General features: G+C 67.7%; 25 protein-coding genes. 9 read left to right on the top strand and 16 right to left on the bottom strand.

The annotated features are described in order from the left end of the window. Nucleotides 1–321: 321 nt before the first annotated feature. The gene (locus C7C45_RS07910; RefSeq protein ID WP_110562986.1) at nucleotides 322–963 is read right to left on the bottom strand and encodes a TetR/AcrR family transcriptional regulator; all 642 of its coding nucleotides are present in this window, start codon (nucleotides 961–963) and stop codon (nucleotides 322–324) included. A 56-nt stretch (nucleotides 964–1,019) separates the two neighbouring features. Here C7C45_RS07910 and C7C45_RS07905 point away from each other — a divergent pair, with 56 nt between their 5' ends. Continuing rightward, the gene (locus C7C45_RS07905; RefSeq protein WP_110562985.1) at nucleotides 1,020–1,754 is read left to right on the top strand and encodes an SGNH/GDSL hydrolase family protein; all 735 of its coding nucleotides are present in this window, start codon (nucleotides 1,020–1,022) and stop codon (nucleotides 1,752–1,754) included. Nucleotides 1,755–1,826: 72 nt separating this feature from the next. Beyond that, complete coding sequence (locus C7C45_RS07900; RefSeq protein ID WP_110562984.1) at nucleotides 1,827–2,333, top strand: S1 RNA-binding domain-containing protein; 507 nt, start codon at nucleotides 1,827–1,829, stop codon at nucleotides 2,331–2,333. Between the two features lie 264 nt (nucleotides 2,334–2,597). Here the strand turns inward: C7C45_RS07900 and C7C45_RS07895 are convergent, their stop codons facing one another. Continuing rightward, nucleotides 2,598–3,662: a hypothetical protein gene (locus tag C7C45_RS07895; protein WP_110562983.1), complete on the bottom strand. Its 1,065-nt coding sequence runs from the start codon at nucleotides 3,660–3,662 to the stop codon at nucleotides 2,598–2,600. A 154-nt stretch (nucleotides 3,663–3,816) separates the two neighbouring features. Beyond that, nucleotides 3,817–4,002: a nuclear transport factor 2-like protein gene (locus C7C45_RS07890; protein WP_244200288.1), complete on the bottom strand. Its 186-nt coding sequence runs from the start codon at nucleotides 4,000–4,002 to the stop codon at nucleotides 3,817–3,819. A 42-nt stretch (nucleotides 4,003–4,044) separates the two neighbouring features. Between C7C45_RS07890 and C7C45_RS07885 the strand changes: the two genes are divergently transcribed. Both C7C45_RS07885 and C7C45_RS07880 read left to right on the top strand, forming a co-directional pair. Continuing rightward, nucleotides 4,045–4,563 carry a TetR/AcrR family transcriptional regulator gene (locus C7C45_RS07885; RefSeq protein ID WP_244200287.1) on the top strand — a complete coding sequence of 173 codons (519 nt, stop codon included), beginning with the start codon at nucleotides 4,045–4,047 and terminating at the stop codon, nucleotides 4,561–4,563. A gap of 31 nt (nucleotides 4,564–4,594) precedes the next feature. Next, a complete protein-coding gene (locus C7C45_RS07880; protein WP_110562981.1) occupies nucleotides 4,595–5,137 on the top strand; it encodes a hypothetical protein in 543 nt (180 codons plus the stop codon). 200 nt (nucleotides 5,138–5,337) lie between these two features. Here C7C45_RS07880 and C7C45_RS07875 read toward each other — a convergent pair whose 3' ends face one another. Both C7C45_RS07875 and C7C45_RS07870 read right to left on the bottom strand, forming a co-directional pair. Further along, nucleotides 5,338–6,375: a CU044_5270 family protein gene (locus C7C45_RS07875; RefSeq protein ID WP_110562980.1), complete on the bottom strand. Its 1,038-nt coding sequence runs from the start codon at nucleotides 6,373–6,375 to the stop codon at nucleotides 5,338–5,340. Between the two features lies 1 nt (nucleotide 6,376). Continuing rightward, nucleotides 6,377–6,925, bottom strand: coding sequence for an RNA polymerase sigma factor (locus tag C7C45_RS07870; protein WP_110562991.1), 549 nt, complete (start codon nucleotides 6,923–6,925; stop codon nucleotides 6,377–6,379). 351 nt (nucleotides 6,926–7,276) lie between these two features. Between C7C45_RS07870 and C7C45_RS07865 the strand changes: the two genes are divergently transcribed. Beyond that, nucleotides 7,277–8,104 carry an aldo/keto reductase gene (locus C7C45_RS07865; RefSeq protein ID WP_208641102.1) on the top strand — a complete coding sequence of 276 codons (828 nt, stop codon included), beginning with the start codon at nucleotides 7,277–7,279 and terminating at the stop codon, nucleotides 8,102–8,104. 84 nt (nucleotides 8,105–8,188) lie between these two features. On the opposite strand, the gene C7C45_RS07860 is transcribed toward C7C45_RS07865, so the two are convergent. From C7C45_RS07860 to C7C45_RS07850, 3 genes are all read right to left on the bottom strand, one after another. After that, the gene (locus tag C7C45_RS07860) at nucleotides 8,189–8,611 is read right to left on the bottom strand and encodes a hypothetical protein (RefSeq protein WP_146247289.1); all 423 of its coding nucleotides are present in this window, start codon (nucleotides 8,609–8,611) and stop codon (nucleotides 8,189–8,191) included. 391 nt (nucleotides 8,612–9,002) lie between these two features. Beyond that, complete coding sequence (locus C7C45_RS07855; protein WP_110562977.1) at nucleotides 9,003–10,013, bottom strand: hypothetical protein; 1,011 nt, start codon at nucleotides 10,011–10,013, stop codon at nucleotides 9,003–9,005. Then, a complete protein-coding gene (locus C7C45_RS07850) occupies nucleotides 10,010–10,564 on the bottom strand; it encodes a PadR family transcriptional regulator (RefSeq protein ID WP_244200286.1) in 555 nt (184 codons plus the stop codon). Before C7C45_RS07850 ends, C7C45_RS07855 begins: the two co-directional genes overlap by 4 nt. Nucleotides 10,565–11,370: 806 nt before the next feature. On the opposite strand from C7C45_RS07850, the gene C7C45_RS07845 reads away from it, so the two are divergent. From C7C45_RS07845 to C7C45_RS07840, 3 genes are all read left to right on the top strand, one after another. Continuing rightward, nucleotides 11,371–11,919 carry a GNAT family N-acetyltransferase gene (locus tag C7C45_RS07845; protein WP_110562975.1) on the top strand — a complete coding sequence of 183 codons (549 nt, stop codon included), beginning with the start codon at nucleotides 11,371–11,373 and terminating at the stop codon, nucleotides 11,917–11,919. Between the two features lie 116 nt (nucleotides 11,920–12,035). After that, nucleotides 12,036–12,191 carry a hypothetical protein gene (locus tag C7C45_RS33985; protein ID WP_167454681.1) on the top strand — a complete coding sequence of 52 codons (156 nt, stop codon included), beginning with the start codon at nucleotides 12,036–12,038 and terminating at the stop codon, nucleotides 12,189–12,191. A 374-nt stretch (nucleotides 12,192–12,565) separates the two neighbouring features. Beyond that, nucleotides 12,566–13,327: a DUF4253 domain-containing protein gene (locus C7C45_RS07840; protein WP_208641100.1), complete on the top strand. Its 762-nt coding sequence runs from the start codon at nucleotides 12,566–12,568 to the stop codon at nucleotides 13,325–13,327. A gap of 118 nt (nucleotides 13,328–13,445) precedes the next feature. Here C7C45_RS07840 and C7C45_RS07835 read toward each other — a convergent pair whose 3' ends face one another. From C7C45_RS07835 to C7C45_RS34875, 6 genes are all read right to left on the bottom strand, one after another. Beyond that, nucleotides 13,446–14,369, bottom strand: coding sequence for a nitroreductase family protein (locus C7C45_RS07835; protein WP_110562973.1), 924 nt, complete (start codon nucleotides 14,367–14,369; stop codon nucleotides 13,446–13,448). Further along, nucleotides 14,366–15,466 (bottom strand): hypothetical protein, encoded by a 1,101-nt coding sequence (locus tag C7C45_RS07830; RefSeq protein ID WP_110562972.1) that lies wholly within the window; start codon nucleotides 15,464–15,466, stop codon nucleotides 14,366–14,368. The genes C7C45_RS07835 and C7C45_RS07830 overlap by 4 nt, the downstream gene beginning before the upstream one ends. Continuing rightward, on the bottom strand, nucleotides 15,463–15,909 hold the full coding sequence (locus tag C7C45_RS07825) for a DUF4188 domain-containing protein (protein ID WP_110562971.1): 447 nt from the start codon (nucleotides 15,907–15,909) through the stop codon (nucleotides 15,463–15,465). The genes C7C45_RS07830 and C7C45_RS07825 overlap by 4 nt, the downstream gene beginning before the upstream one ends. Continuing rightward, on the bottom strand, nucleotides 15,906–17,447 hold the full coding sequence (locus C7C45_RS07820) for a phenylacetate--CoA ligase family protein (protein ID WP_110562970.1): 1,542 nt from the start codon (nucleotides 17,445–17,447) through the stop codon (nucleotides 15,906–15,908). Before C7C45_RS07820 ends, C7C45_RS07825 begins: the two co-directional genes overlap by 4 nt. Before the next feature lie 305 nt (nucleotides 17,448–17,752). Beyond that, a complete protein-coding gene (locus C7C45_RS07815; RefSeq protein ID WP_110562969.1) occupies nucleotides 17,753–18,148 on the bottom strand; it encodes a VOC family protein in 396 nt (131 codons plus the stop codon). A 221-nt stretch (nucleotides 18,149–18,369) separates the two neighbouring features. Further along, entirely contained in the window at nucleotides 18,370–18,615 is a 246-nt protein-coding gene (locus C7C45_RS34875) for a DUF1062 domain-containing protein (RefSeq protein WP_244200289.1), read from the bottom strand. On the opposite strand from C7C45_RS34875, the gene C7C45_RS34870 reads away from it, so the two are divergent. Further along, nucleotides 18,568–18,933, top strand: coding sequence for a hypothetical protein (locus C7C45_RS34870; RefSeq protein ID WP_244200290.1), 366 nt, complete (start codon nucleotides 18,568–18,570; stop codon nucleotides 18,931–18,933). The genes C7C45_RS34875 and C7C45_RS34870 overlap by 48 nt on opposite strands. Before the next feature lie 381 nt (nucleotides 18,934–19,314). Here the strand turns inward: C7C45_RS34870 and C7C45_RS07795 are convergent, their stop codons facing one another. Continuing rightward, nucleotides 19,315–19,914, bottom strand: a complete 600-nt coding sequence (locus C7C45_RS07795) for a GrpB family protein (RefSeq protein WP_208641098.1) — start codon at nucleotides 19,912–19,914, stop codon at nucleotides 19,315–19,317. A gap of 521 nt (nucleotides 19,915–20,435) precedes the next feature. Further along, nucleotides 20,436–20,654, bottom strand: a complete 219-nt coding sequence (locus C7C45_RS07790) for a flavin reductase (protein WP_110562967.1) — start codon at nucleotides 20,652–20,654, stop codon at nucleotides 20,436–20,438. Between the last annotated feature and the right edge of the window lie 29 nt (nucleotides 20,655–20,683).

Raw genomic sequence — 20,683 nt, 5'->3', positions numbered from 1 at the left:
CACCAGCGCGGACGTGACCCTCGGGCGGCCACCGTGTCCCGAAAGTTGAATGCTGCGTACATGCGCTCTGCGATCTGGCGTCCTTGATCCACAAAGCGCAGTATGCCTTCACCCCACGACATCGTCAGTCACCCGCCTGCTATCGACCCGCCTGACCACCCACCCTGTGCCACCCCGTCGGCCAGCGCTGGCTCACGATCGCCGCGCCTTGTCAGCGGTATGAGCGTGCATTCGAAACGACGGTTGGGTTTGCAGCATCGCGATGATGCGTTTCGTGATGGATTGCTTCTGCCCTCCGGTGTTTGGCGCGGCGGGCTGTCGTCAGGTGTTGTTCGCTCTGTCTAGGGCTAGCGCTATCGATGCCTGGGCTTTCTCGAGTGTGTCGCCGGCTCCAACCGCAAGGTCCCGTAGGTACTGGCGGAACTCGTCATCAGACGGGTGGTTTGAGGTGAGGTAGCCGGCGAGTTCGAGGCTGACCAGTCCGTGCAGCTGACACCACATGCGCCGGGTGATGGACCAGGGATCTGCGGGACGGAACCGGCCTGCCTGGATGCATCGGGGGACGGTATCCCTAGCTACGCGCAGCGTGTAGAGGCCGATGCGCCGGTCTTCTTCTGAAAGTTGGAACCCGGCGATGCTTGAGCCGCCGAACATCACCGCGTACAGGTGGGGTGCCAGGTGCGCGGACTGCCGGTACGCGATGGCCAACTGGAAGCTGTCGGCGACTGGGTCGTCGCTGGCATGCACCGTCGCCAGCCGGTCAGCTAGCCGGGCGAAGCCTTCCCGGATGACGGCCCGTACCAGACCTGGCATGCCGCCGAAGTACGTGTAAATGGCCATTGTGGAGGTGCCCGTCTCGCGTGCTAGTGCTCGCGCGGACAGTGACCGGGGTCCCTGCTCGGTCAGCAGCCGAGCGGCGACTTCGACGAGTTCCTGCCGCGGATCGCTGCTTGCCCTTGACATGAGCTCATCATAACGGTGTTATTGACATAACGGTGTTATGAGGGGGAGGCGATTGGATGTTGGGACCACGACGGATCCGAGCACGGATCCCGCGACTTGCCGAAGCGCACGGAGATGACTGGGGAACGGTGGCCGGCAACGGAGAGCCACTTCGGCTGGCCGTGCTCGGCGACTCCGCAGCGGCCGGGGTCGGTGCTCCCGACCATCAGGCGGCCTTGGCTGGTCAGACTGCGTTTGCACTCGCCGCGCTGACCGGGCGGCACCTGTCTTGGCGGGTCGTGGCACGATCGGGAGCCACGGCCAGAACGATCCGACGAGACTTAGTGGACGGCATCACCGATCCACACACGCGCTGGAGCCCACACTTGGTCCTCGTGGTTGTGGGGGTCAACGACGCGGTCCGGTTGCGGCGACCCGGCCGGTTTCGGCGCGACGTCGAGCATCTGGTGGCGGTGATTCGGCGTCGGCTCGGTGCCCCGATCCCTGTGCTTCTGGCTGGGCTGCCCCCCGTGCACCGCTTTCCCGCCCTGCCTGCGCCGGTGCGGCTGCTGCTTGGGACCCACGCGCGCCGGCTGGACCGTCAACTCACGCGCCTGGCTCGACGGGACACGGACGTGTTCCACCTGCCGGTTGGGCACCTACCCATCGAACGAGACGACTTCTTCGCCTCGGATCGCTTCCATCCCGGCCCAGCCGGATACCGCGTGTGGGGCCGAACGCTGGGTGCACAGACGGCCACGATCGTCGATGCAGTCCTGCCTATGACGGTGGAATGTTGCCAGTCAGCGTGACGGCCACAGGCGGGGCGCAACGGCAGAAGAAGCCGGCCGGAGGTAGCCGGCGGACAACATCCGCACATCGGCGTGACCGTGCACCGGCCGACTGACGATCGGGAGCCGAAGCGCCGCACGGTCGTGCGGGGAGTTATCTCAGAGATCCACAACTTCGGCGTCTTCGTGCGTCTCGAAGGGGATCCGGCCAGTTCACCCGGCACGGGGTTCATCCGGATTCCGGAACTGACCTGGGATTACTTCTCAGATCCCGCAGAGGTGGTGCACGCAGGCGACCAGGTCTGCGCCGAGGTGCTCGACGTCGACGCCACTCGTGGACAGGTGCAGCTGTCGCTGAAGGCGTTGCAGGAGGACCCACTGGTCCAGTTCGCGGACCGGGTTGGTGAGGTGCTGTCCGGGCCGGTCGTCAACGTGGTGCCGTTCGGCGTCTTCGTCCGCGTCGCGCCGGGCATCCTGGGACTGCTTCACGAGTCATTTCTGACCAGGGAGCCAGCGATGGGAGAGATCGTCACCGTCAGGATCGTCGAGGTGGACCGGCCGGGGCGCCGAGTGCGGCTGGAGCCCGCGTCGACGCGTTGATTGGTAGCCCACGACGAGCCGCCCGACTTAACAACGTCGACATCAGCCAAACCCACACCACGCGCGGGTCTCGGCGACGCTTTGGACGAGACGGACCCGCGTTCGGTTCAGCTGCAGTCGCGCGGATCGCGGCCAGAAGCGGACGTCAGCTCCGATCGAAATGGCACATATTCGGCGGCTCAGTTGGCGGGCGCCGGCGCCCGTCGAGTCGGCCGACCCCTGGGAAGGTTTCCTGGCGCTGCCAGGCTGGAACCGTGTGAGGGCCTACCCGCGCTGCGAAGGTTTGACCAGACCGAGCCAATGCGCGGCCTCATCGGCCGGCAGCATGTCATCCACGGTCACCGTCGGGCGCATCAACGGGTACGGCCGGCCGGCGTTCCAGCTCCGCGCGTACGGCGGCGGATCGAGGACGACGACTCGTTTTCCTTCTAGCTTCGGGATATCCGCGGGACGACCCTCGTTCCAGATCCATTCGCCGTGGGCGTCGACCAGGTTGAAGTTGCCTCGGATGCCGCCGGCTGGTGTCAGGTCCTCGCCGTCGGAGGCCGCCGCGATCTCCGCGGCGCTTGGCCGTTGACCGGGCAGCAGGCCCTGCGACTCGTCGCCGATCAGGGCGGCGGCGAGGAGTGTGTGCAGCTGAAAGTTGTCGCCGATGCCGCTTATCGTCACCCGATAGCCGCGTCGGGTCGCGCGGTGCAGCACGACCAGCGGTTCGTCGTCCAGGACAAGCAGCAGCCCGTACAACCAATGCGCCGTGCCGATGTGCTCACGCGTCGCGTCGATGGCGGCGGTAAGCCGCGGTCGTTCGGGCAGCACGGCCCGCACGTCCTTGCGCTGCGACAGGTACAGCACCGGCTGAACCCACTGGCCGCCAGAGAACCACGCCTGAACCAGGTTGTAGGCGTCCGGCTGGGCCATCCCCCGGTTGGGCGCCGTCTCGACGAACCGCTCGATCGTCGGGCCGATCTGCTCGGCATCATCGGGGTCGGGCAGGTCCCCAAACACCGCACCGTACAACTCGGCGAAGCGTGCCGCCTGCTCCATCGCGTTGCTGGCCCGCCTGACGAGGGTCGGCACCACCACCGCCGCCTCGGTGCCGTAGTCCGCCATACTGCCGGCAATCTGGGCCAGGTCGCCGCCCATTCCGATCGGGATCTCGGCGAGCACCGGAGTCAACCTGGCCAGGGCCGCGTCTACCTCGTCGGGGCGCGCCTTCGGCGTGGCGCCTGCGATGCCCCGCAGGGCCGCGAAGAACCGCTTGTCGTCGCGGCTGTCCACCGCGCCGACCAGGTCGTCGACCCGCTTGCCCAGGTCCGCCTTGAACAGCATCCGACGATCTTAGCGTTCGGCCTCAGGGTGTCCGTCCCGTGCCGAGCGCCGATCATCGGTATCCCCGGTGCCGGACGCGATGGTGTGCAGCGCTGGGGTTACCGCCTGTCCTTCTTGTCTTCATCGCCATCGGCAGCCTGATCCTGATTCAGGCCTATGCCTGACCGACGGCCTGAGCGATGGCGAGGGTGTGCTGGTACTCGCGCCAGTGAGCCAGTTTGCCGTCCCGGGTCCGCAGCACCCCGATGAACGGCGCCGAGGCGGTTGCCCCGGTTGTTGTGTGAGTGCCGACGAGTTCGTACTCGACCACGATCACCTCGGGGTCAGTGGTCTCGTGCACGATCACGTTGAGTGGAGACTCATTTTGGTAGAGGGTCCGCCGTTGCGCGCCGACGCGCAACGCAACCGAGCTCGCATCCTGGACGCTGCCGAGGCCGTCTTCGCCGAATTCGGCCCCCGAGCCTCCACCGAGGAGGTGGCCCGGCGGGCCGGCGTCGCCATCGGCACGGTCTTCCGCCACTTCCCCACCAAGGACGACCTGCTCGCCGCGATCATGAAGCGACTGCTGACACAGCTCGTCGAGGAGGCCGGACAGCGAGACCTGTTCGCCTTCTTCACCCTCATGGTGGCGCAGGCCGCGGCGAAGAAGACCGTCGCCGACCTACTTGCCGGGTCCGGGATGAACATCCGGCTGCCCGACGCGGTCGGTCACCTGGAGGAGGCGGTGGGCCGGCTGCTCGAACAGGCCCGCGCCGCCGGAGTCGTCGCGGCCCCGGTACGGCTAGCCGAAGTGATGGCGCTCCTCGCCAGCGTTTGCCAGGGAGCCTTGCACGGTGGATGGGACGAGCAGTTACAGGCCCGTACGCTCGCGGTTATCTTCGCCGGCCTGAAACGCTACTGACCGCCAGCCTCCGACCGGGTATTTTCCAGGCGTGACCGAGTACGCCGCCCTGCTGCACGCCTACGGCCTCGCCGTGGACACCCCCGGCCACCTGGCGGCGCTCGCCGGCGACGACCCGGCGGCCCGCGCGAGGGCGCTCAAGCATCTGCGGTCGGCGATCATCCACCAGGGAACGCCGTGCACCGCGACCCCGCCGGCCGCCCTCGAGGTGGCCGCGCTGCTCGCCGACCCACGGGTGACCGATCCCGGCCTGCGTGCCGAATTACTCAACTTCCTGGCCGCGGTGGCCGAGGCAGGCACCATCACGGACATTGACCTGTCCGAGCCGGACTTCGACGTGGACGCCGCTCTGGCCGAGGCGCTTCGCGACGGCGACGAGGAGGGGATCTGGGAGGACGGGCGGTTGCAGGGCGCCCTCTACGTCCGGGCTGTGCTCGGTTGCCGGCAGATCGCGTCGGCGTTGCTGGCCACGGCCACCGCGGCGTTGTCCGATCCGTCCCCGCAGGTCCAGGCCGCGGCCGCGCGCACGATCGACGCCTGCGGTGGGGTGACACCTCTCGCCTGGAGGAGTTGACCCGGACGAGCGGGCCGCCTCGCCCGGGCCATCGGCGACCTCGGCGTCGCGCCTCGTCGCCACCTGCAAGATCCTCACCCAGCGGTACGCGCCTGCGCCGCTCTCGCTCCCCCGCTGGCCGGCAACCCCGCGGCGGCGGCCGAACTGCTAGCGGCCCCTGGACGCACCCGGGCGGCGTCGGCTGCTGGTCAAGGGTGGTGTCAGCGTGGCGCGGCGGCGTACTCGGCTATCAGGTACGAGCGATAGGTGATCACCGCGGGGATAGTCACGTTCAGCTTCCCCGCCGTGGTGGTCAGCACCTCCTCGTATCCCAACAGCGCGCCCGAGCGTGGATCGACGATCACGGTGTATTGGGCGGGCAGGCCGTGAGCGTCGGTGGTGATGGAGAAGGCTTCGCCGGTGCGTCCGGCGCGGTCGGTGACGGTGCCGGTGACCGTGATGCCTGGGAGGTCGGCCAGAAGTGTGAGTACCGCTGCGCGCTGGGCCGGGTTCAGCAGCCGTACCCCGGCGAGTTGAGCGGCGTCCTCCAGGTACTGCACCGGGGCCTGAGGCGCGGACCCGCCTGCCCTCAGCCAGCCGCGCAGTGCGGCGGCGTCCGTCGGGACCGCACCGCGGAAGCCGCTGTAGAACTCCCCGGCGGCGTAGTCGTGCACCTCCTCGGACGACTCGGCCCGAGCGCCCCACTTCTTCCACTGCCTACGGTCAGCGTCGGATCGGAAGATCGGCGGCAGATCCTTCTGGATCATGCGGCCCGCGTTGTCGTCGGTTCGCCAGGACCGCCACTGCTGTGGCACCACGGCGGATACGGTCCTGCCGCCGGAGATGGAGGAGTTCAGAAACCAGTTCGTGGACTCCAGGTGCTCCACCGTCCCGGCGGGCCGCGGCGGCATCGGCTGCTGCGCCGCCACGGCGGCCAGCCGCCGAAGTCGGGTACTGGCCGGTTCCGCAGTCGGCGGCGGCCCGTAGGTCAGCATCACCGGGGTCGCCGCATAGGCCGGCTCCGGCTGGCGGTACAGCTCAACCGCTACCCCACCACCGGCCACCGCCACGACCACCGCACCGACCGCGGCCAACACGAACCGACGTCGCGACACTGATCTCCTGGCGGTACCTGCTCTGCGGTCCTCGGAGAGGATGCGAGCCAGAACCTGCCCGCGATGGCTGTCATCGCACGGCGGGGCGGTACAGGCCGGGTCCAAGCCACCCAACACCTGACGCACCTCATCCACGGCATTCATGTCATCCGCTCCAATTCGACATCGACGGCGCTGCGCTCGACGTCCGCCCCGCCCCGTCCCCGGTCACGCCGAGCTGCCTTCGTAACCGACGACGGGCTCGCATCAGCCGCATCGCGAACGTCGCCCGCGACTGACCCAGTACGGCCGCCGCCTCGGCCGGCGCCAGGCGCTCCCACGCCACCAGCCGCAGAATCTCCTGGTCACCGGCCGACAACCGGTCGAACGCCACCGCGACGTCACACTGACTGACCACACCGTCCGCGTGATCCACCTGCACCGTCTGATCAGGCTCCGCCGCCACCCGCAGCGTCAGCTCCTGCCACCGCCGACGGCCTCTGGCCTCGTTGGCCAGCACCAGACGCGCCACCCCGTACAGCCACGGCAATGCCGATCCGATTGGCACATCGTCCAGACGCCGCCACGCGACGAGGAAGACATCGGCGACAACATCACCGACGTCAGACGCACACACCCGCCGAGCGACGTACCGCCACACGTCACCGTGATGACACTCGTACAACTCGGTGAACTGCTCCTTTGCAGCGTCCATCACACCCCCTACGTGCTTATGTCCGGCACCAGCCAAAACGTCACACCTCGCAGCGGAGGATTCGCCCGACCTGGCACCGCCCTCCCCCTCAACGAGGCGGGACCGGTCCCCTACTTCTTCGGATGCGAGAAGGTCGCCGAGCTGGGGGTTAGGACGGGTGTCGCCGTCTGGAAGGCGACGCGCAGAGGCAGATACTGATCAGCTCGTTCAGCCCTGATCCGTTCCGACTGCCGGCGCGAACCGGCGAGGCGGTGTGACTGTTTCTCTTCAGGCCCCGACGGGGTAAGGCCAGAGACTCGGCGCGCTGTTAGCTTTGCACCTTCAGCGGGGGGAGCCCAGGTGACATCGAAGATGTTCCGTATCGGCGGAGATCTGGAGGTACGGCGACTCGGATTCGGCGCCATGCACTTGCCGACCGAGGCCGGTCCCGCCCGCGAGTCGTCTCTAGCGGTGGCCCAGCGAGCAGTCGAGCTCGGCGTCACGCTGATCGACACCGCCTACATGTATGGCTGGGGCACCAACGAGGAGCTTCTCGCCGAGGCCCTATACCCCTATCCGGACGGGCTGGTCATCACGACCAAGGTCGGCGTTGCGCGATCGGGTCCGCAGGGCGAATGGAAACTGGACGGGCGGCCAGCCATCCTCCGCGCGCAAGTCGAGCAGGCGTTGCGCCGGCTGCGCGTCGAGCGGATCGAGCTACTCCAGTTGCACCGGATCGACCCGGAAACGCCGCTCGCGGATCAGCTGGGCATCCTCCGGGACATGACGGCTGAGGGCAAAATCGGCCGGATCGGACTGTCCGAGGTCACCGTCGCCGAACTCGACCAGGCGCGGCAGATTGTTGATGTGGCGAGCGTGCAGAACCGCTACAACCTGCTCGACCGCAAGCATGAGCCCGTACTCACGGCCTGCGAGCATGCAGGGATCGCCTTCCTGCCGTGGCGGCCGGTCGCGACCGGCACGGCAGGGGCAAAGGCGGACATCGCTGCGGTGGCGTCCGAGGTAGGTGCCACCGCCACCCAAATTGCGCTCGCCTGGCTCCTCAGCCGCTCGCCGGCCATGCTGCCGATCCCCGGCACCGCCCGGGTCGACCACTTGGAGGAAAATCTCGCTGCCGAGGAACTCCAACTGTCCCCCGCCCAATACGCCACCCTGGACCGGCTGCACGAGCCTACGTAGCGCCTGCCGTGCTCGCAGGGCCACGCACTGACGTCGGCACGTGTCCGCGGGAGGGCGTCGAACCAGCGGGTGGCAACGGAAAGATCAGCGATGTGTCTGACTGATCAGCGCCTGCCTGAGGGCGTTGAGTATCCCTCGGCTGAAGAAGCTGTCCGCGTCCGGCGTCACGATGGTGACCAGCGACATGCCAACGGTGACCAGCGTGGCGGGGTGCGGGTCGAAGCCGAACCCGCTTCGTCCGTACGGGTCCTCGTGGAGCTGAATCCCGACTGCTGACTGGCTGGCGAGCTCGTAGAGCACCGCGAACGGTCCCTCAGCGTGTTCCATGAGCGAATACCCGACATCGTCCCAGCGCCGCTCCATCTCCGCATCGCGCGCGACATACACCTCGCCTGCGTCGGCCGGCACCTCCGCCCGCGCCTTCCGCCACGGGAGGAACGGCCCGACCTGCTCCCCGCCCAAGGCGACCAACATGTCCGGCCATCTGCCATGCAGCTCGTCCAGCATCGCTCGGATACCAGCCTCCACCGGCGCACCGGTGATGAGAACCGTGTCGTATCCCGTGATCATCTACGCTCCGTCCGGCTGCGGATCCGTCCGCTCGCCGTGCTGTCCAACGCCTACGCGGCACTCGCGCCTGTTCTCCGCAGAAGATGCTCGCACGGAAGAGGCTGTTGAGGCCGACCCACGGGCCGTACCCGCCACCAGTTGTGCGACGCCGATGCTGATGGGCCCGCCGCGCCTTGCCACCGGTTACTTGTGCGAGCGTTGGTCGGCGTACCACGTCGGCGCGACGTGAGCCGGTGATGGCGCGTCGGTGCGTCGGCTTTTCAGAACGGTGCGGGGCCGGGCCAATAGTGGACATTCGCCCGCCTCGCCGCGTTTCGGTTCGCCGCGCTCAGGGATGTCTGGTGACGGGCAGCGGGCCAGTGCTGCGGACGATGTCGCGGTAGACGGCGAGGGCGGGCTTGGGTCGGTATGTGTCGGTGACGATGCCCAGCGTCCCGGTGGGTTCCGTGGAGCTGCTGTCGGCGTCCCTGAGGCTGAACAGTTCGTAGTGGGTGATGTTCAGACGCTCTTGTTCGGTGAGGATGACGCCGAGCATGTCCGACAGTGAGTCGCACTGTGCCTGCTCGGTGCGCGGTGACCCGCTCGGGGTGCCGTTCTCCACGATGTGGATGGGAGTGCTGGGCGGGATGTGCGCGCGGGGCAGCGACCCGCCCCGCAAGTGGCGCAAGGCGTGAGTGGTGAGGGACGCGGTGTCCCCCGGGTTGCCCCGCGGGGCGACGGGCGAGAAGGCATCGGGGTACAGGCCCAGGCCGACGTAGTCGACGTGGGACGCGAAGTCCTGGTACGGGACCGAGGAGAGGTACGACCAGAATTGGTCGTCGCCGCCCAACCATTCCGGTGGTTCGGCGACGGAGAAGCCGATCCGCACGTGCTGGAGACCCCGCCGGTCCAGTGCGGCGCGTGCGTGCGGGATGCCGAGGGTCAGGGCTTCGAGCACGCCGGGTGCGCTTCCGTCGATGAGCGGGATGGGGAAGTTCGGCTCAAGCGTCACCTGGAGGTACCGCGTCAGGTGACCGTAACGGTCGATGACGGTGTCGAGGAAGGCCAGCCATCCGGAGAGGTCAGCGGCCCGGGGGATGTAGCTGACCACGAGGTCCAGCTCGCGGTTTCCGTCGACGTACCACTCGTCGGGCATCGTGAGGTGCGCGAGTTCGTGTTCGGCTCCGAGTGAGGTGACGACATCCGGCGGTGCCGCGTCGCCGAGGAAGTGCACGCACTCGCGGACGACGAACGGGCGACCGTCCGAGAGGTCGTCGACGAGGTCGCGGATCGCGGCGACATCGGGTGGGTGGGAGCAGACCGTGCCGGCCCGCCCGCCCGGATAGATACCGAACTTCACGCTTCTGCACTCCCCTGTTTGTCGGTTTGCTGGGCCGGCCAGCCGATCTCGTGTGACCGGATCCGCCGCACCAGGGTCCTGATCCAGGTGGCTTCGGTGGCGACGATGGTGCGCCAGTAGGCGACTTCGAGCATGTGCACTTCGAGTACGTCACCGTCGGGCAACCCCGAAAGGGCAGCCAGTTCCTGGTCGAGCCGGTCGGCTCGACCGTCCAGGATGGATGCCGCCTGGTCGATCGGAAGAACTCCGACGTAGGCGACCGCCATGACGAAGTCCACGGACGCGGCCGGGGTGTCGCACACCCCAACCTCGACCTTGCGGCGGAAGTCGGCGAGACCTGCGGCAGTCAACTCGTAGGCCGTCCGTGGTGGCCGATTCCCCACTCGCTCGGGCGGCCCGGAGGAGACCAGGCCTGCCTTCTCGAGCACCTTCAGCAGAGACGTGATCGTGCTGCGGGTGACCGATAGGTGTCCGTATCGGTCGCGTAGGCGTGTCGTGATGTCGTAGCCATGCGCCGGCTGCTCGACGAGGAGTCCGAGGATCGGCAACACCAGGCTGTTCCGTGACGCGTCCAAGGGCACCCAGGCAACCTATAGACGTATACGTCTAACGGCAAGACCGAGCCGGGCGCCCGAGACAACGGCCAGGTTGCGCATCGCCACCGCACCACCCCGGCTCGACACCCGCACATCGGCTACTTGTTTCATTGACCTGCGACCGTGGCCCGGCCAGGCTTCGGTCGAGGCGCCCGGGCTGTCGCTCTCATTTCGGCTGCCCACGCTGGTCGTGTGGCTCTCATTTGGCCTGGGCGGCCCGGGCGTCGCCCCAGGGCGGGGAGAGGCTCAAGAGGCCCCTCGTCCCTGTCCGGCGTCGGTGACCACTTCGGATGCGGAGACCACTTCGCCAACCTGCACCCAATCTGCTCCCAGTTGCAAGGCCAGGCCAACCAACAGCTCCTTACCGCCGTGACCTGCGCACACTCCCCTACCAGGCGACAGAGAGCGTTGACGACCGTATCGCAGAACCGTGGAGCACTCCGCGGTGAACCAGGACGCTGCACCCAGTCTGTGTCCGTCGACGGCTCGCCGCAGCCACACCCTCAGCCACCGGCAGAGCGGCGATCCTGCTGTCCTGGCTGGGCCGGCTCCCCATTCCGGCAGAGGCATTCTGGGGCGGGGGCGTTCTGGTGCGGCAGCTACTCGCCGACCTCGCACTGCCCGACATCGCGGCCGCAAAGGTACGCGCGACCGAAAGGTTCCGCCCGCTCAGCGGCTACAGCGGACATCTGGTTCAGCTGAAGACGTCGTGGTGCGGTACACCGCAGGCGAGAGCCAGATCCATTGGTACGTTGCCCGCCATGACTGAGCTTGGACCCGCCGCCTGGCCACCTGCCCCGATCAGGACCGAGCGGCTCGTGCTCCGTGAGCCCGAGGCCCGGGACCGCATGGCGGTCATCGAGCTGTTCGCCTCGCCAGAGGTTGGCACCTACATCGGTGGCCCTCGCCCCCGTGACGAGCTCGAGCGCACGGTGCCTGAGGAACCCCGGCGGCGCCCTGGCCTATTCGTGGTCGATCTCGACGGAGCGATGATCGGCACGATCACGTTCGATCGGCGCGACGCAGAGCGTCCGGGTCACCTCCGTCCGGATGCCGGGGAGGCTGAGCTGGGCTACATGTTCCTGCCAGAAGCATGGGGATACGGGTACGCCGCCGAGGCGTGCGCAGCGGCACTCGACTGGTTCGCCAACGCGCTTCCCAGCGAGCCGGTAGTGCTCTGCACCCAGACCGCCAACGACCGCTCGATGCGCCTCGCCGCAAAGCTGGGGTTCACCGAGGCCGACCGGTTCAAGGAGTACGGCGCCGAACAGTGGTTCGGCGTGTGGTCCTCGGTCAAGTCGTCCGGTTGAGCAGGTTGAGGCCTTGCCAGCAGCCGGGATCTGCACTACTGCTCCGCCCACGATCACGTGAGACGATCCGCGAGGCCGACATCGATCGGGCACTCGCGCTGCGGGCATACGCCAGGATGCCCGTCCGGCTGCTGACCATCGACACCAGCATGGCCTTACGCGCCCGGATGCTCGACCTACGAGTCCTCAAACCCACCAAGGACATCGGCGACGAGCCAGTCAAGCCCGAGCCCAAGCCGACGATCCAGACCAAGGCGGCGCCGGCCCGGTAGACGCCTTCCGACATGGCAATGGTCCGCCGGGCACTCATCACACGGGTGGCGTCAACGGCCGCAACCAGCTGCACCGTCACGAAACGTGGTTACGGGTGCCTTCATGGCGACCGACAACTTGGGCGTGCCCAGTCCCGGCGGGACCTGGCGGCCCTCGACCAGCCCGCGACGATCCGCGAATCAGTCAAGGAGGAGTCTGTCTAAGCGCGCCCGTCACGCAGTGCTGGGCCCCCGGGCATAGCGGACGAGGCGAGTGGCTCTGATTGTCTTGGCGGGCCTGTACCCTGCGGCCAATGACAGGCAATTCGTTGACGTACCTTCGAGACGACTCGAGCAGCGGCCCCCTCGGCCTTGACCTTCCGCCGGGGCGAGCCGTGCACGAGACCGAGGCCGGCGTTCTCGAGGAGCCGATCCTGTGGATCAGCGACACACGTCCGGATGCGGGTCTGTGGGGCTCACTTCAGGCGCTCCATGGCCGGACGGGTCTGTGGCCACTGCTTCTCGGAGGGAGTTCGTACGAGCCGAGCAGCCCTTGGACGACCGGTCAGCTCGACCCGGGTCTCATCAAGTCCAGGCCGGGCGATCATGACGCTGACGTACTGCTGGCGGGGTGGTGGTCTGTCTACACGACGGTGGATGAGGACGACGACCTGCTCAGCGCGCCGGAGCGGCTGGCCGTCACGGCGCCGTTTGGCAACCGGTGGCCTGGGCTCGCGCCTGCCGGAACGCTGCAGGAAAGTCCCGCGACTCGGGCTGCCGAGTTCGCTGAACATCTGATAGCCGACTCGTGGCTGACCGCGCCGCGCCTCGGGCTCAGTGCCAGTTCCCGCGGTGCGGATGCCCCGGCCGATCTGGGGTGGGGTGGGCCGTTGAACTACGAGAACGACACCGCGCAGTTCAGCACGGTGCTGCGCAGCTGGGAAGAACGTTTCGGCGCCAGAGTCGTCGGCCTCGGACCAGCCGAGCTATTCCTCAGCGTCGCCGCTCCACCCACCGATGCAGACCACGCGCTGCGCGTCGCTGCGGAACACTTTGCGTTCTGCCCCGACAACGTGTGGCAGTCCAGCACAGACACCCTCATCCGTTACGCCGAGAGCCTCACGAACCGGGCCTGGTGGTCGTTCTGGTGGGACTGAACCGCCAGGGTGCGGGTGCCGGGCAGAGAAGGGTTCACCAATCGAGTAGACCTCCAGGCACGACAAAAATCCGCTGCCCGGTCAGGGCGGCCAGCACGGTCCCGACGGCGAGATCAGGTTATCCCGGCTGAGTTGCCGACTGCTCGCCGCGGCGGGCCGACCGGACCGGGGCGATGCGGGGTCGGCCGACGCGAAACACCGCGAGCGGAAGGCCTGCGACCCGCTCGGCGAGCCGACCGGCGGTCGCGGGGCAGTCGATGAGCTGGCTGAGCGGATGGACCGCCAGGCCGTGCCGGGCGAGAGCCAGCCACGTACGCAGCAGACGTCGGCCCGAGCTGATCTGGTCGTCGCCGTCGGCGGCGAGGAGGACCAGGACGCTGCCGTCGTAGCGCAACAGGCCGCGACCGCTGGCGGCCAGCAGCGCCGGCAGGCCCAGTCGGCGGGTGACCGGATACGCGCGCAGCGCGGCGGACAGGACGCGCGCTTCGGTCCGGGACAGGCTGAGCGCTCGGTCCGTGAGTCCGTCGAGGTGATAGCGAGGATGGCGTGGGCTCAGGCGCAGCCAGTCCCGCAACTCGACCGCGACGGCAGGTGTGCCGAACATCCACCGGTCGGCGACGGCCAGGTCCGATACGAGATCCCGGGTCGGGACGTGTGCGATACCCGGCTCGAGATCGGCGAGGACGGCGTCGTCGACGTACCCGGGTGCGTATGGACCACGGGCGACCCGGCGGGCCTCGATGTCGGCGATCGTGAACGGAGTCGCGTACCTCTGTGCCGCGGGGACCAGTCGTGGACCGGGCGCCACGGTGACGGTGAGGCCGAGTTCGGCGGAGACGATGAGGCAGGTCTCGACGAACGCGCCGATGCCGAGGGTCAGGTCACGCCCGGTCGGGTCGGAGTCGGGCAGTCGGCGGGCGGGATCGACGTCGATGGTGATCTCGTCAGTGTGGTATTCCGGTCGCCACGGCTGCGTGTTGTGTGCGCTCGGTGCCCGGCGGCAGATCGCCTCGGTGGCCCGCAACTGCTCGACCCAACTCACACCGATGTTCCTCGCTCGTAGAAGGTGTACCCGTGCAGGGGCCGCCCACCCGCGCGCCGGTACTGGGCGGCCGAGGCGACGTTCGTCCGCTCGACGAAGGTACTGCGCAGTGCCCGGTAGCCGTTGCGGGCAAGGTTGCGATGCAACTCCCGGGACAGCAGCGTCAGGTATCCGTTGCCCTGCTCATCGGGAACGGTGCCCTTGATGATGAGGACCGCGTCCCGCCGATACCGGCCGCGGGTGGCGAGAAGCCGGAGCTGATTGAGTACGTCGAGCCGACCGCCGACGCTCATGACGTATTCGGAGATGTCCGGCACGGTGACGACGAACGCGACGGGTCGACCGGCCTTCTCCAGCCAGAGGAGCAGCGCCTCGTCGAGCAGGAACGCCAGGCCTTCGGTCTGCTCCGCCAGTTGCTCGGCGGAAATGTCGGTGTAGTAGCCCAACTGGGCGAAGCTCGCGTTGAGCATCCGGCGCAGGATCGGCAGTTGGCTGCGCAGGTGCCACCGGGAGCCATGCCGGATGACGAGCTGTTCGCTGCCGATCCGGGCATCGTCGAAGGCGAATCCACAGTCGGCGTCGACGGCCGGCGACGCACCCGTGGCCGTACCGTCGAGGTCGACAAGCCAGGTGTCGGCCTCGAAGCGACGGTGGAAGCCGTGTCGCTCGTACATCTCCGGGTAGTAGGCGGGGTTCCACGCCGAGTCCACGAAGCCACGATCGGCGAAGCCGGAGGTGATCACCCCGCCGGTCTGGTTGGGCAGCAGGGCCACCGGCCCGAACAGTTGTCGACCGCCGGCCCGGGCCTCGACCGCGTCCATGATGGCGGTGAAGACGTCGTCGTCATCGACGAACTCGGTGTGCCCGAACAGCTGCCGCGGGCCGACCTTGGCGTCGAAGGGCGCACTGCGGTGCATGCTGGTGCGTCCCACGACCTCGCCGCGTCGGTCGCGGACCAGGAACAGCTCGGCGGCGCGGCGGTGGGCCGCGATGACCGATGACAGCAGGGGTACGTACCGGTCGGTCGGGTGGAGCCGGAGCGGAAAGTCGACGAATGCCCGCAGGTCGGCCCGCGATCGCACGGGATCCAGTCTCATGCGCGGTGCACCGGCGGGCCGGACGTCTCACGCGAGAGCGGGGTGAAGGTCGGTATGTGCGCCATGCCGTCCCCTTCGGCGCGCCAGATGCCGTTGCTGTAGCCCTCGGGCTCGGCGTTGTAGAGGCGGATGTAGCCGCCTGTCGCGTTCTTCGTGCCGTGATCGGTCACCCAGCACATGAGGTCACGGTGATGGCGGCTGCGGGCGAACGTCAGTAGCGCGTCACGGTCGCTGAAGAAGGCGATGGTGCCGAGTGTGAACGGGAACTGGTAATAGACGGTGTGCCACCGGTATCCGTCCATCCGCCGCATCTGCCGGACCATCCTGTACCAGGTCCGGGTGAGCGTGAGGATCGAGCGCGGCCCCCGGTAACGGGTGGCGCCGACGAACATGGCTGTCGCCTGGCCCACCGCGGGCGCGGCGGAGAAGTCGGTGGTCCTCATGCCGGCACGCCCTTCACCAGGTAGACGTTCTTGATTTTGGATGCCGCGTCGGCGAACGGGCCGGTGCCATACTCGTGGACCTCCACCCGCAGGTCCGCCGCGGACGGGTCCTCGGCGAGGGACTCGGCGAAGTCCCGGCTGACCTCGGCGAGGTGGCGCAACACTCCCGCGCGGCAGGTGTCGGCGAGGGTTCGCCGCTCTACCGGTTCGAGCGTCAGGCCCTCGCGGAGTTGCAGGTTGACGACCGGCCGGCTCTCCAGGTCGGCCTGCTCGGTCACCGCGAGGCAGAAGCTTTGCAACAGGTGCGCCTGGGGATTGCCCGCATAGAGGCCGTACTCGACGTCCTGCGGGTAGATGTTGGCGCCCATGTACGAGATCGTGCTGTCCTTGCGGCCGTACAGGAACAGCAGTGGTAGACGCATCCGGTCGACCTGCCAGGCACGGTCCGCGGCGGCCCGCGCCGCGGGGTCGGCGATCGCGGCCAGGACATCCGGGTACGAGATCAGCCGGCCCTCGTCGCCGATGTTGTAGCGGACCCGGGGATTGAGCACCGCCGTCGAGTTGATCGTGCAGAGCACCTCGTGGTCCGGTGTGGTCTCCAGGTACGTCTCCAGCGGGTTGTACTGGAAGACCATCGGCAGCCGGTGCTCGTCGGCACCGAGCAGGGCGGTCCGCAGTGCGGCGTCGGTACGCAGTCGTCGGCGGACCCAGACGCTGAAGTCGCTCTCCCCGGCCATGCCGATGGTGAGGTCGCTGGCCCCGTAGCCGGAGCGCACCTTGACGAAGCGTTCCTCCAGGTAGTCGCGCAGTGCCTCGGTCATCCCCTCACCGCCGACAAGTCCGCTGATGCGGTACTCGGCCCAGGGAAAGCCCTCGGCGTCGAGCTTGTCGCGTAGGTGCTTCAGGAACGGCGGGTAGGCGGTGACGATGTAGTCGAAGCCGGGGCCGAAGTACAGCAGGGTGTCGACGATCTTCCGCAGGTCGGGACCCGTGTTCTTGACCATCGCGATCGCCGACATGGCGATGCCTGTGTTGGTTCCGGTCGCCCAGGCGCCCATCGAGTACGCGTTGATGACGAACCGCCGCTTCGACGGGAACACCATCGTCGCGAAGCCGGCCAGGTTCTTGTGCACCGAGCGCAGCTCCCGGCGGCTGCGGATCCAGTTGAACGGCTGGCCGGACGAGCCCGACGACTCGTCGACCACGCTGCCGGCGATCTCGATCTCCCCGTGCCGACAACGCTGCGCCTCCGGGTACGCCTGCACGTACGACCGCTTGTTCGTCGGCGGGTACGACGACAGATCGAACCAGCGGAACCGCCAATGGTGGCGGCGAAGAAAATCGCCGTACGCGGGCACGTCGATCGCGGCGAACTGGCAGGTCATCCAGGCGTGCAGCCGGGCGAAGCGCCCCATGTAGGGACGGTACTGACGTGCCGTGAGCCGCCACACCGCCGGATGGATCCGGTAGAGGGTGTAGAGCCAGGTCAGGGCGAAGCTCGCGGCCCGCAGGGTCCACCGACGCAGGAATGTCACCACGCGGCAACACTATTGACCGGTAGAGCCGGCCACCTGATGGCGCATACTCAGCCCTCCTGAGTATTCGAACGAGGAGCCGGATCACCCCGATCAATTGACCGTTCAACTTTCCACGGGCAACCTTCGTGGCCCATTCGTTGGCCAGCTGGTCAGGCTGGCGGATCATCTCGAAAGAGGTGCCCCTTCACATCTGGCCCCCAGCGGGTTGCAACGAGTTCGGGACGAGCGCTGTCATCGGCAAAGTTCTCGGCCAGCGGCCGATCAGGGTGGGTGACCTTGGCGCCTCAGCGAGCAAGTGCGCGACGTCAGCTGGCCCCAAGCAGGTCCCACCGGTTGCCGGCGATGTCGAGGAAGACCGCGACCCGGCCATAGGGCTCGGTCCGCGGCTCCCGGACGAAGGTGACATCGGCCTCGACCATCCGCCGGTAAGCGGCGTCGAAGTCGTTGACGCGCAAGAAGAACCCGACTCGGCCGGCTAGCTGGTTACCGATTGCGGCGCGTTGGTGTTCTCCGTCGACGCGAGCGAGCAGGATCCCGGTCTGGGCGCCCGGCGGTCGAACGACCACCCACCGCTTGGGTCGACCGTCATTGGTCAGCGATGGGGAGTCCTCGATGAGGTCGAAGCCGAGTACGTCGGTGAAGAACGCGATCGCTGGGTCGTACTCGTCGACAATCAGGGCAACCAAGTCGATCTGCACCAAGGCAGCGTACGCGGCACGGTGTCCTACTGGCCGCCTTGTCCACCGACAACGGGCACAAGACATTTGCCGCTGACGCGCTGCTGCTCCGAACCCCTGGGCATCGCTCGCAGCCGCTCGATCGTCTCCGCCCAACCGGCCCGCAGCTGCCGGACAGCCTGCAGCAGGTCCGCCGGATCGGCTGAACGGAGCAGCAGCCGCACCGGATGTATGCACCCGGCCGTTCACCTTCGTCGCCGGTATCGGGCCGGCCCTGATCTTCGTTCGCGCCCGGTCATGAGCGACCGCGCGCGGACCGCCGCATGATGCAGTCCGGGGCACGGCCACCTTGCCTGTCGCCCCAGCTCAGCCCCACGGCGGGCGGAGTTGCCGGAGTAGCCCTGCAGAAGGATCGGATCCAGGTACCGGACCGGGACCCGGTCGTGATCCGTGATCTTGCTGGTGCGGTCGCAGGAGACGCAGGTGACCAGGAGCAGGATGTCGAGGAGTTCGTCGTTGGCATTGACGCGGAACGTGCCATCGCCGTTGCTGGCGAGGCCGGAATGGCAGTGGACGCAGCGGAACCCGAGCAGGGGAAGGGGCGTGCGCCGAATGGTCCAGGACGGAACGATATGAGGACGCGTAGACATGATCCCTCTGAAGACCTGACGGAAGGCATGGGAAAAGAGCCGACGGCGACGTCGGCGACCGATGCACGGAAAGAGGTCAGGTCTAAAGAGCAGGCGGCGTCACGGGGGGTGAAGTCCTCTCTTGACTGGGTCGGAGAAAAAGATCCAGTTGCAAGGTAGGGCGGGACGGGCTGGCGAGGCCACCCATTTTGTCTTGGTGCCGAGCACCCCCAGCGCCACCAGGACCTCAGAGATCATGCGGCTGGACCGAACCGCAGCCGCACAGCAGCACCACGGTTGCCAACGTCGCCATAGAGGCAACCCACTGAACTTTGCCCGCCGTCAGCCTCCCCCCAACGACGCGAGGGGACGAAAAGGGGTGCACGCTCCGATCGAGGACCACCGAGGCCAGGCACACGACGCCGACCAGCAACCACACCAAGAACCAGTCAAGCCATGGCGCGGCTACTAGGCTGCGGGGCCACTGCGAGACGGCGAACGCGGCGGCCGGCCCGAGCGGCAGTACCGCAAGCAAACCGCCGCCCGCAGTCAGCGGCCACCTCAACGGTCGTCGCCGCCCGGGGACCAGCCGGTGGCGGCAGCCCATTCCTCCGCGACGGTCACGACGAGGTCGACCACCGGGTCTTTGACGTCCGTGTAGACGCCCAGGTCGCCGACGGCGGCGGCCAGAGCGCCCTTGAACCGTGCGTACGCTGGCACTGCTAGCGGGTGCGCCGTGAACCAGTCCCGGAACAGCAAGGCGAGCCGCTCATTCGGTGAGCCTACGAGCCGACAATGCAGGTTGACCTGCCGCTCACCGGCGCTTCGCTTGTTCCAGTATCGCTTGGCCCACCTATGTGGCGGGTCGTCACGACCGGCCGGTACGTGGTCTCGCTCGTATGGTCGTCGGCAGAATCCGAGGGCGGCCAGCGGTTCGTCGAACGCCGCTACGGCGGCGTCGAGGTCAGCGACGCTGACCTGCAGGTCGAAGACCGGCTTGGCTGCCATGCCGGGGATCGAGGTGCTGCCGATATGATCCACCCGCCGTGCCACCGGTACCAAAACAGCCTGCAACTCGTGGACGAGCGCCGCTCCCTGTTGCTGCCAGGCTGGGTCAGCCGCAGCGATGAACGTGGAGGCGAAAGAATCTGCAACGACCACGTGTAGCAAGGTAGCGCAGCGGTTTGGGTCGATCCGCCCGGTGTCCCACTGCCGATGTCGCCTAGACCAATTCCGGGGACCACGACGGTCGGGGATATCACCTTCGGCCACACACTACTTCCGGCATGTGCGGATGCTGCCCGACTGACAACCGGGAGCGCCATGGCTGACGCCTTCGGATCCGCAGAAACTAAGGGTGGGCGATGCTGGTATCGAACCAGCGACCTCTTCGGTGTGAACTCGGCAAGCCGGTCGGATCGGGCTTGATGCGAGTTCGCACGGCCTGCTAGCGCGCTTCTCGGCTCGGTTCGGCTGGCCGGGTTGCTGTACTTAACTGCTGTACTGCTGGCGTCAGACGAGGCGTTGGATGCGGACCTTCGGGCGCTCGCTCCTGAGGTGGCCGTGCTTGTGCTGGCGGACCTACTCGTCCCAGATTTCCTGGTCGTAGTCCGGGTCCGGTGGGATCCATTTGTGCGAGCCGTCGCTGTAGTGGAACTTCTCATCACCCGGCCGCAGGGTGCTCATCGGGTCCAACCGAGGAAGCGGTAGCGCAGGTGGCGAGCGGGAACGTGGGCCAGGTCATGGGCGGCATCGACGAGTTGGGCGGCCAGATAGAGGGCCATCGACACCGGGGCGCGGTCGTACTCGGCTCGCAGCTCTTGGCACCGGGTCTGGCATGGCCACTCCCCCGCACAGCCGCCGCACGTCCAGGCCGGCTTGATCGGGTGGTGAGTGGTCACTGCCGGCCGTCCTGGCTGGGCCAGTGGCC

Source organism: Micromonospora arborensis, from assembly GCF_003205615.1.
GTDB classification, from domain to species: Bacteria; Actinomycetota; Actinomycetes; order Mycobacteriales; family Micromonosporaceae; genus Micromonospora; species Micromonospora arborensis.
Note: the sequence above shows the minus strand (reverse complement) of the source record. Positions and strands in the feature narration are given on the sequence as shown.

What these genes read in the sequence shown, in the direction of transcription:
- C7C45_RS07910 (WP_110562986.1), bottom strand. Translation starts at nt 963, where the DNA reads ATGTCAAGGGCAAGCAGCGATCCGCGGCAGGAACTCGTCGAAGTCGCC.
- C7C45_RS07905 (WP_110562985.1), top strand. Translation starts at nt 1,020, where the DNA reads ATGTTGGGACCACGACGGATCCGAGCACGGATCCCGCGACTTGCCGAA.
- C7C45_RS07895 (WP_110562983.1), bottom strand. Translation starts at nt 3,662, where the DNA reads ATGCTGTTCAAGGCGGACCTGGGCAAGCGGGTCGACGACCTGGTCGGC.
- C7C45_RS07875 (WP_110562980.1), bottom strand. Translation starts at nt 6,375, where the DNA reads ATGAATGCCGTGGATGAGGTGCGTCAGGTGTTGGGTGGCTTGGACCCG.
- C7C45_RS07870 (WP_110562991.1), bottom strand. Translation starts at nt 6,925, where the DNA reads ATGGACGCTGCAAAGGAGCAGTTCACCGAGTTGTACGAGTGTCATCAC.
- C7C45_RS07865 (WP_208641102.1), top strand. Translation starts at nt 7,277, where the DNA reads ATGTTCCGTATCGGCGGAGATCTGGAGGTACGGCGACTCGGATTCGGC.
- C7C45_RS07860 (WP_146247289.1), bottom strand. Translation starts at nt 8,611, where the DNA reads ATGCTGGACGAGCTGCATGGCAGATGGCCGGACATGTTGGTCGCCTTG.
- C7C45_RS07845 (WP_110562975.1), top strand. Translation starts at nt 11,371, where the DNA reads ATGACTGAGCTTGGACCCGCCGCCTGGCCACCTGCCCCGATCAGGACC.
- C7C45_RS33985 (WP_167454681.1), top strand. Translation starts at nt 12,036, where the DNA reads ATGCCCGTCCGGCTGCTGACCATCGACACCAGCATGGCCTTACGCGCC.
- C7C45_RS07830 (WP_110562972.1), bottom strand. Translation starts at nt 15,466, where the DNA reads ATGAGACTGGATCCCGTGCGATCGCGGGCCGACCTGCGGGCATTCGTC.
- C7C45_RS07825 (WP_110562971.1), bottom strand. Translation starts at nt 15,909, where the DNA reads ATGAGGACCACCGACTTCTCCGCCGCGCCCGCGGTGGGCCAGGCGACA.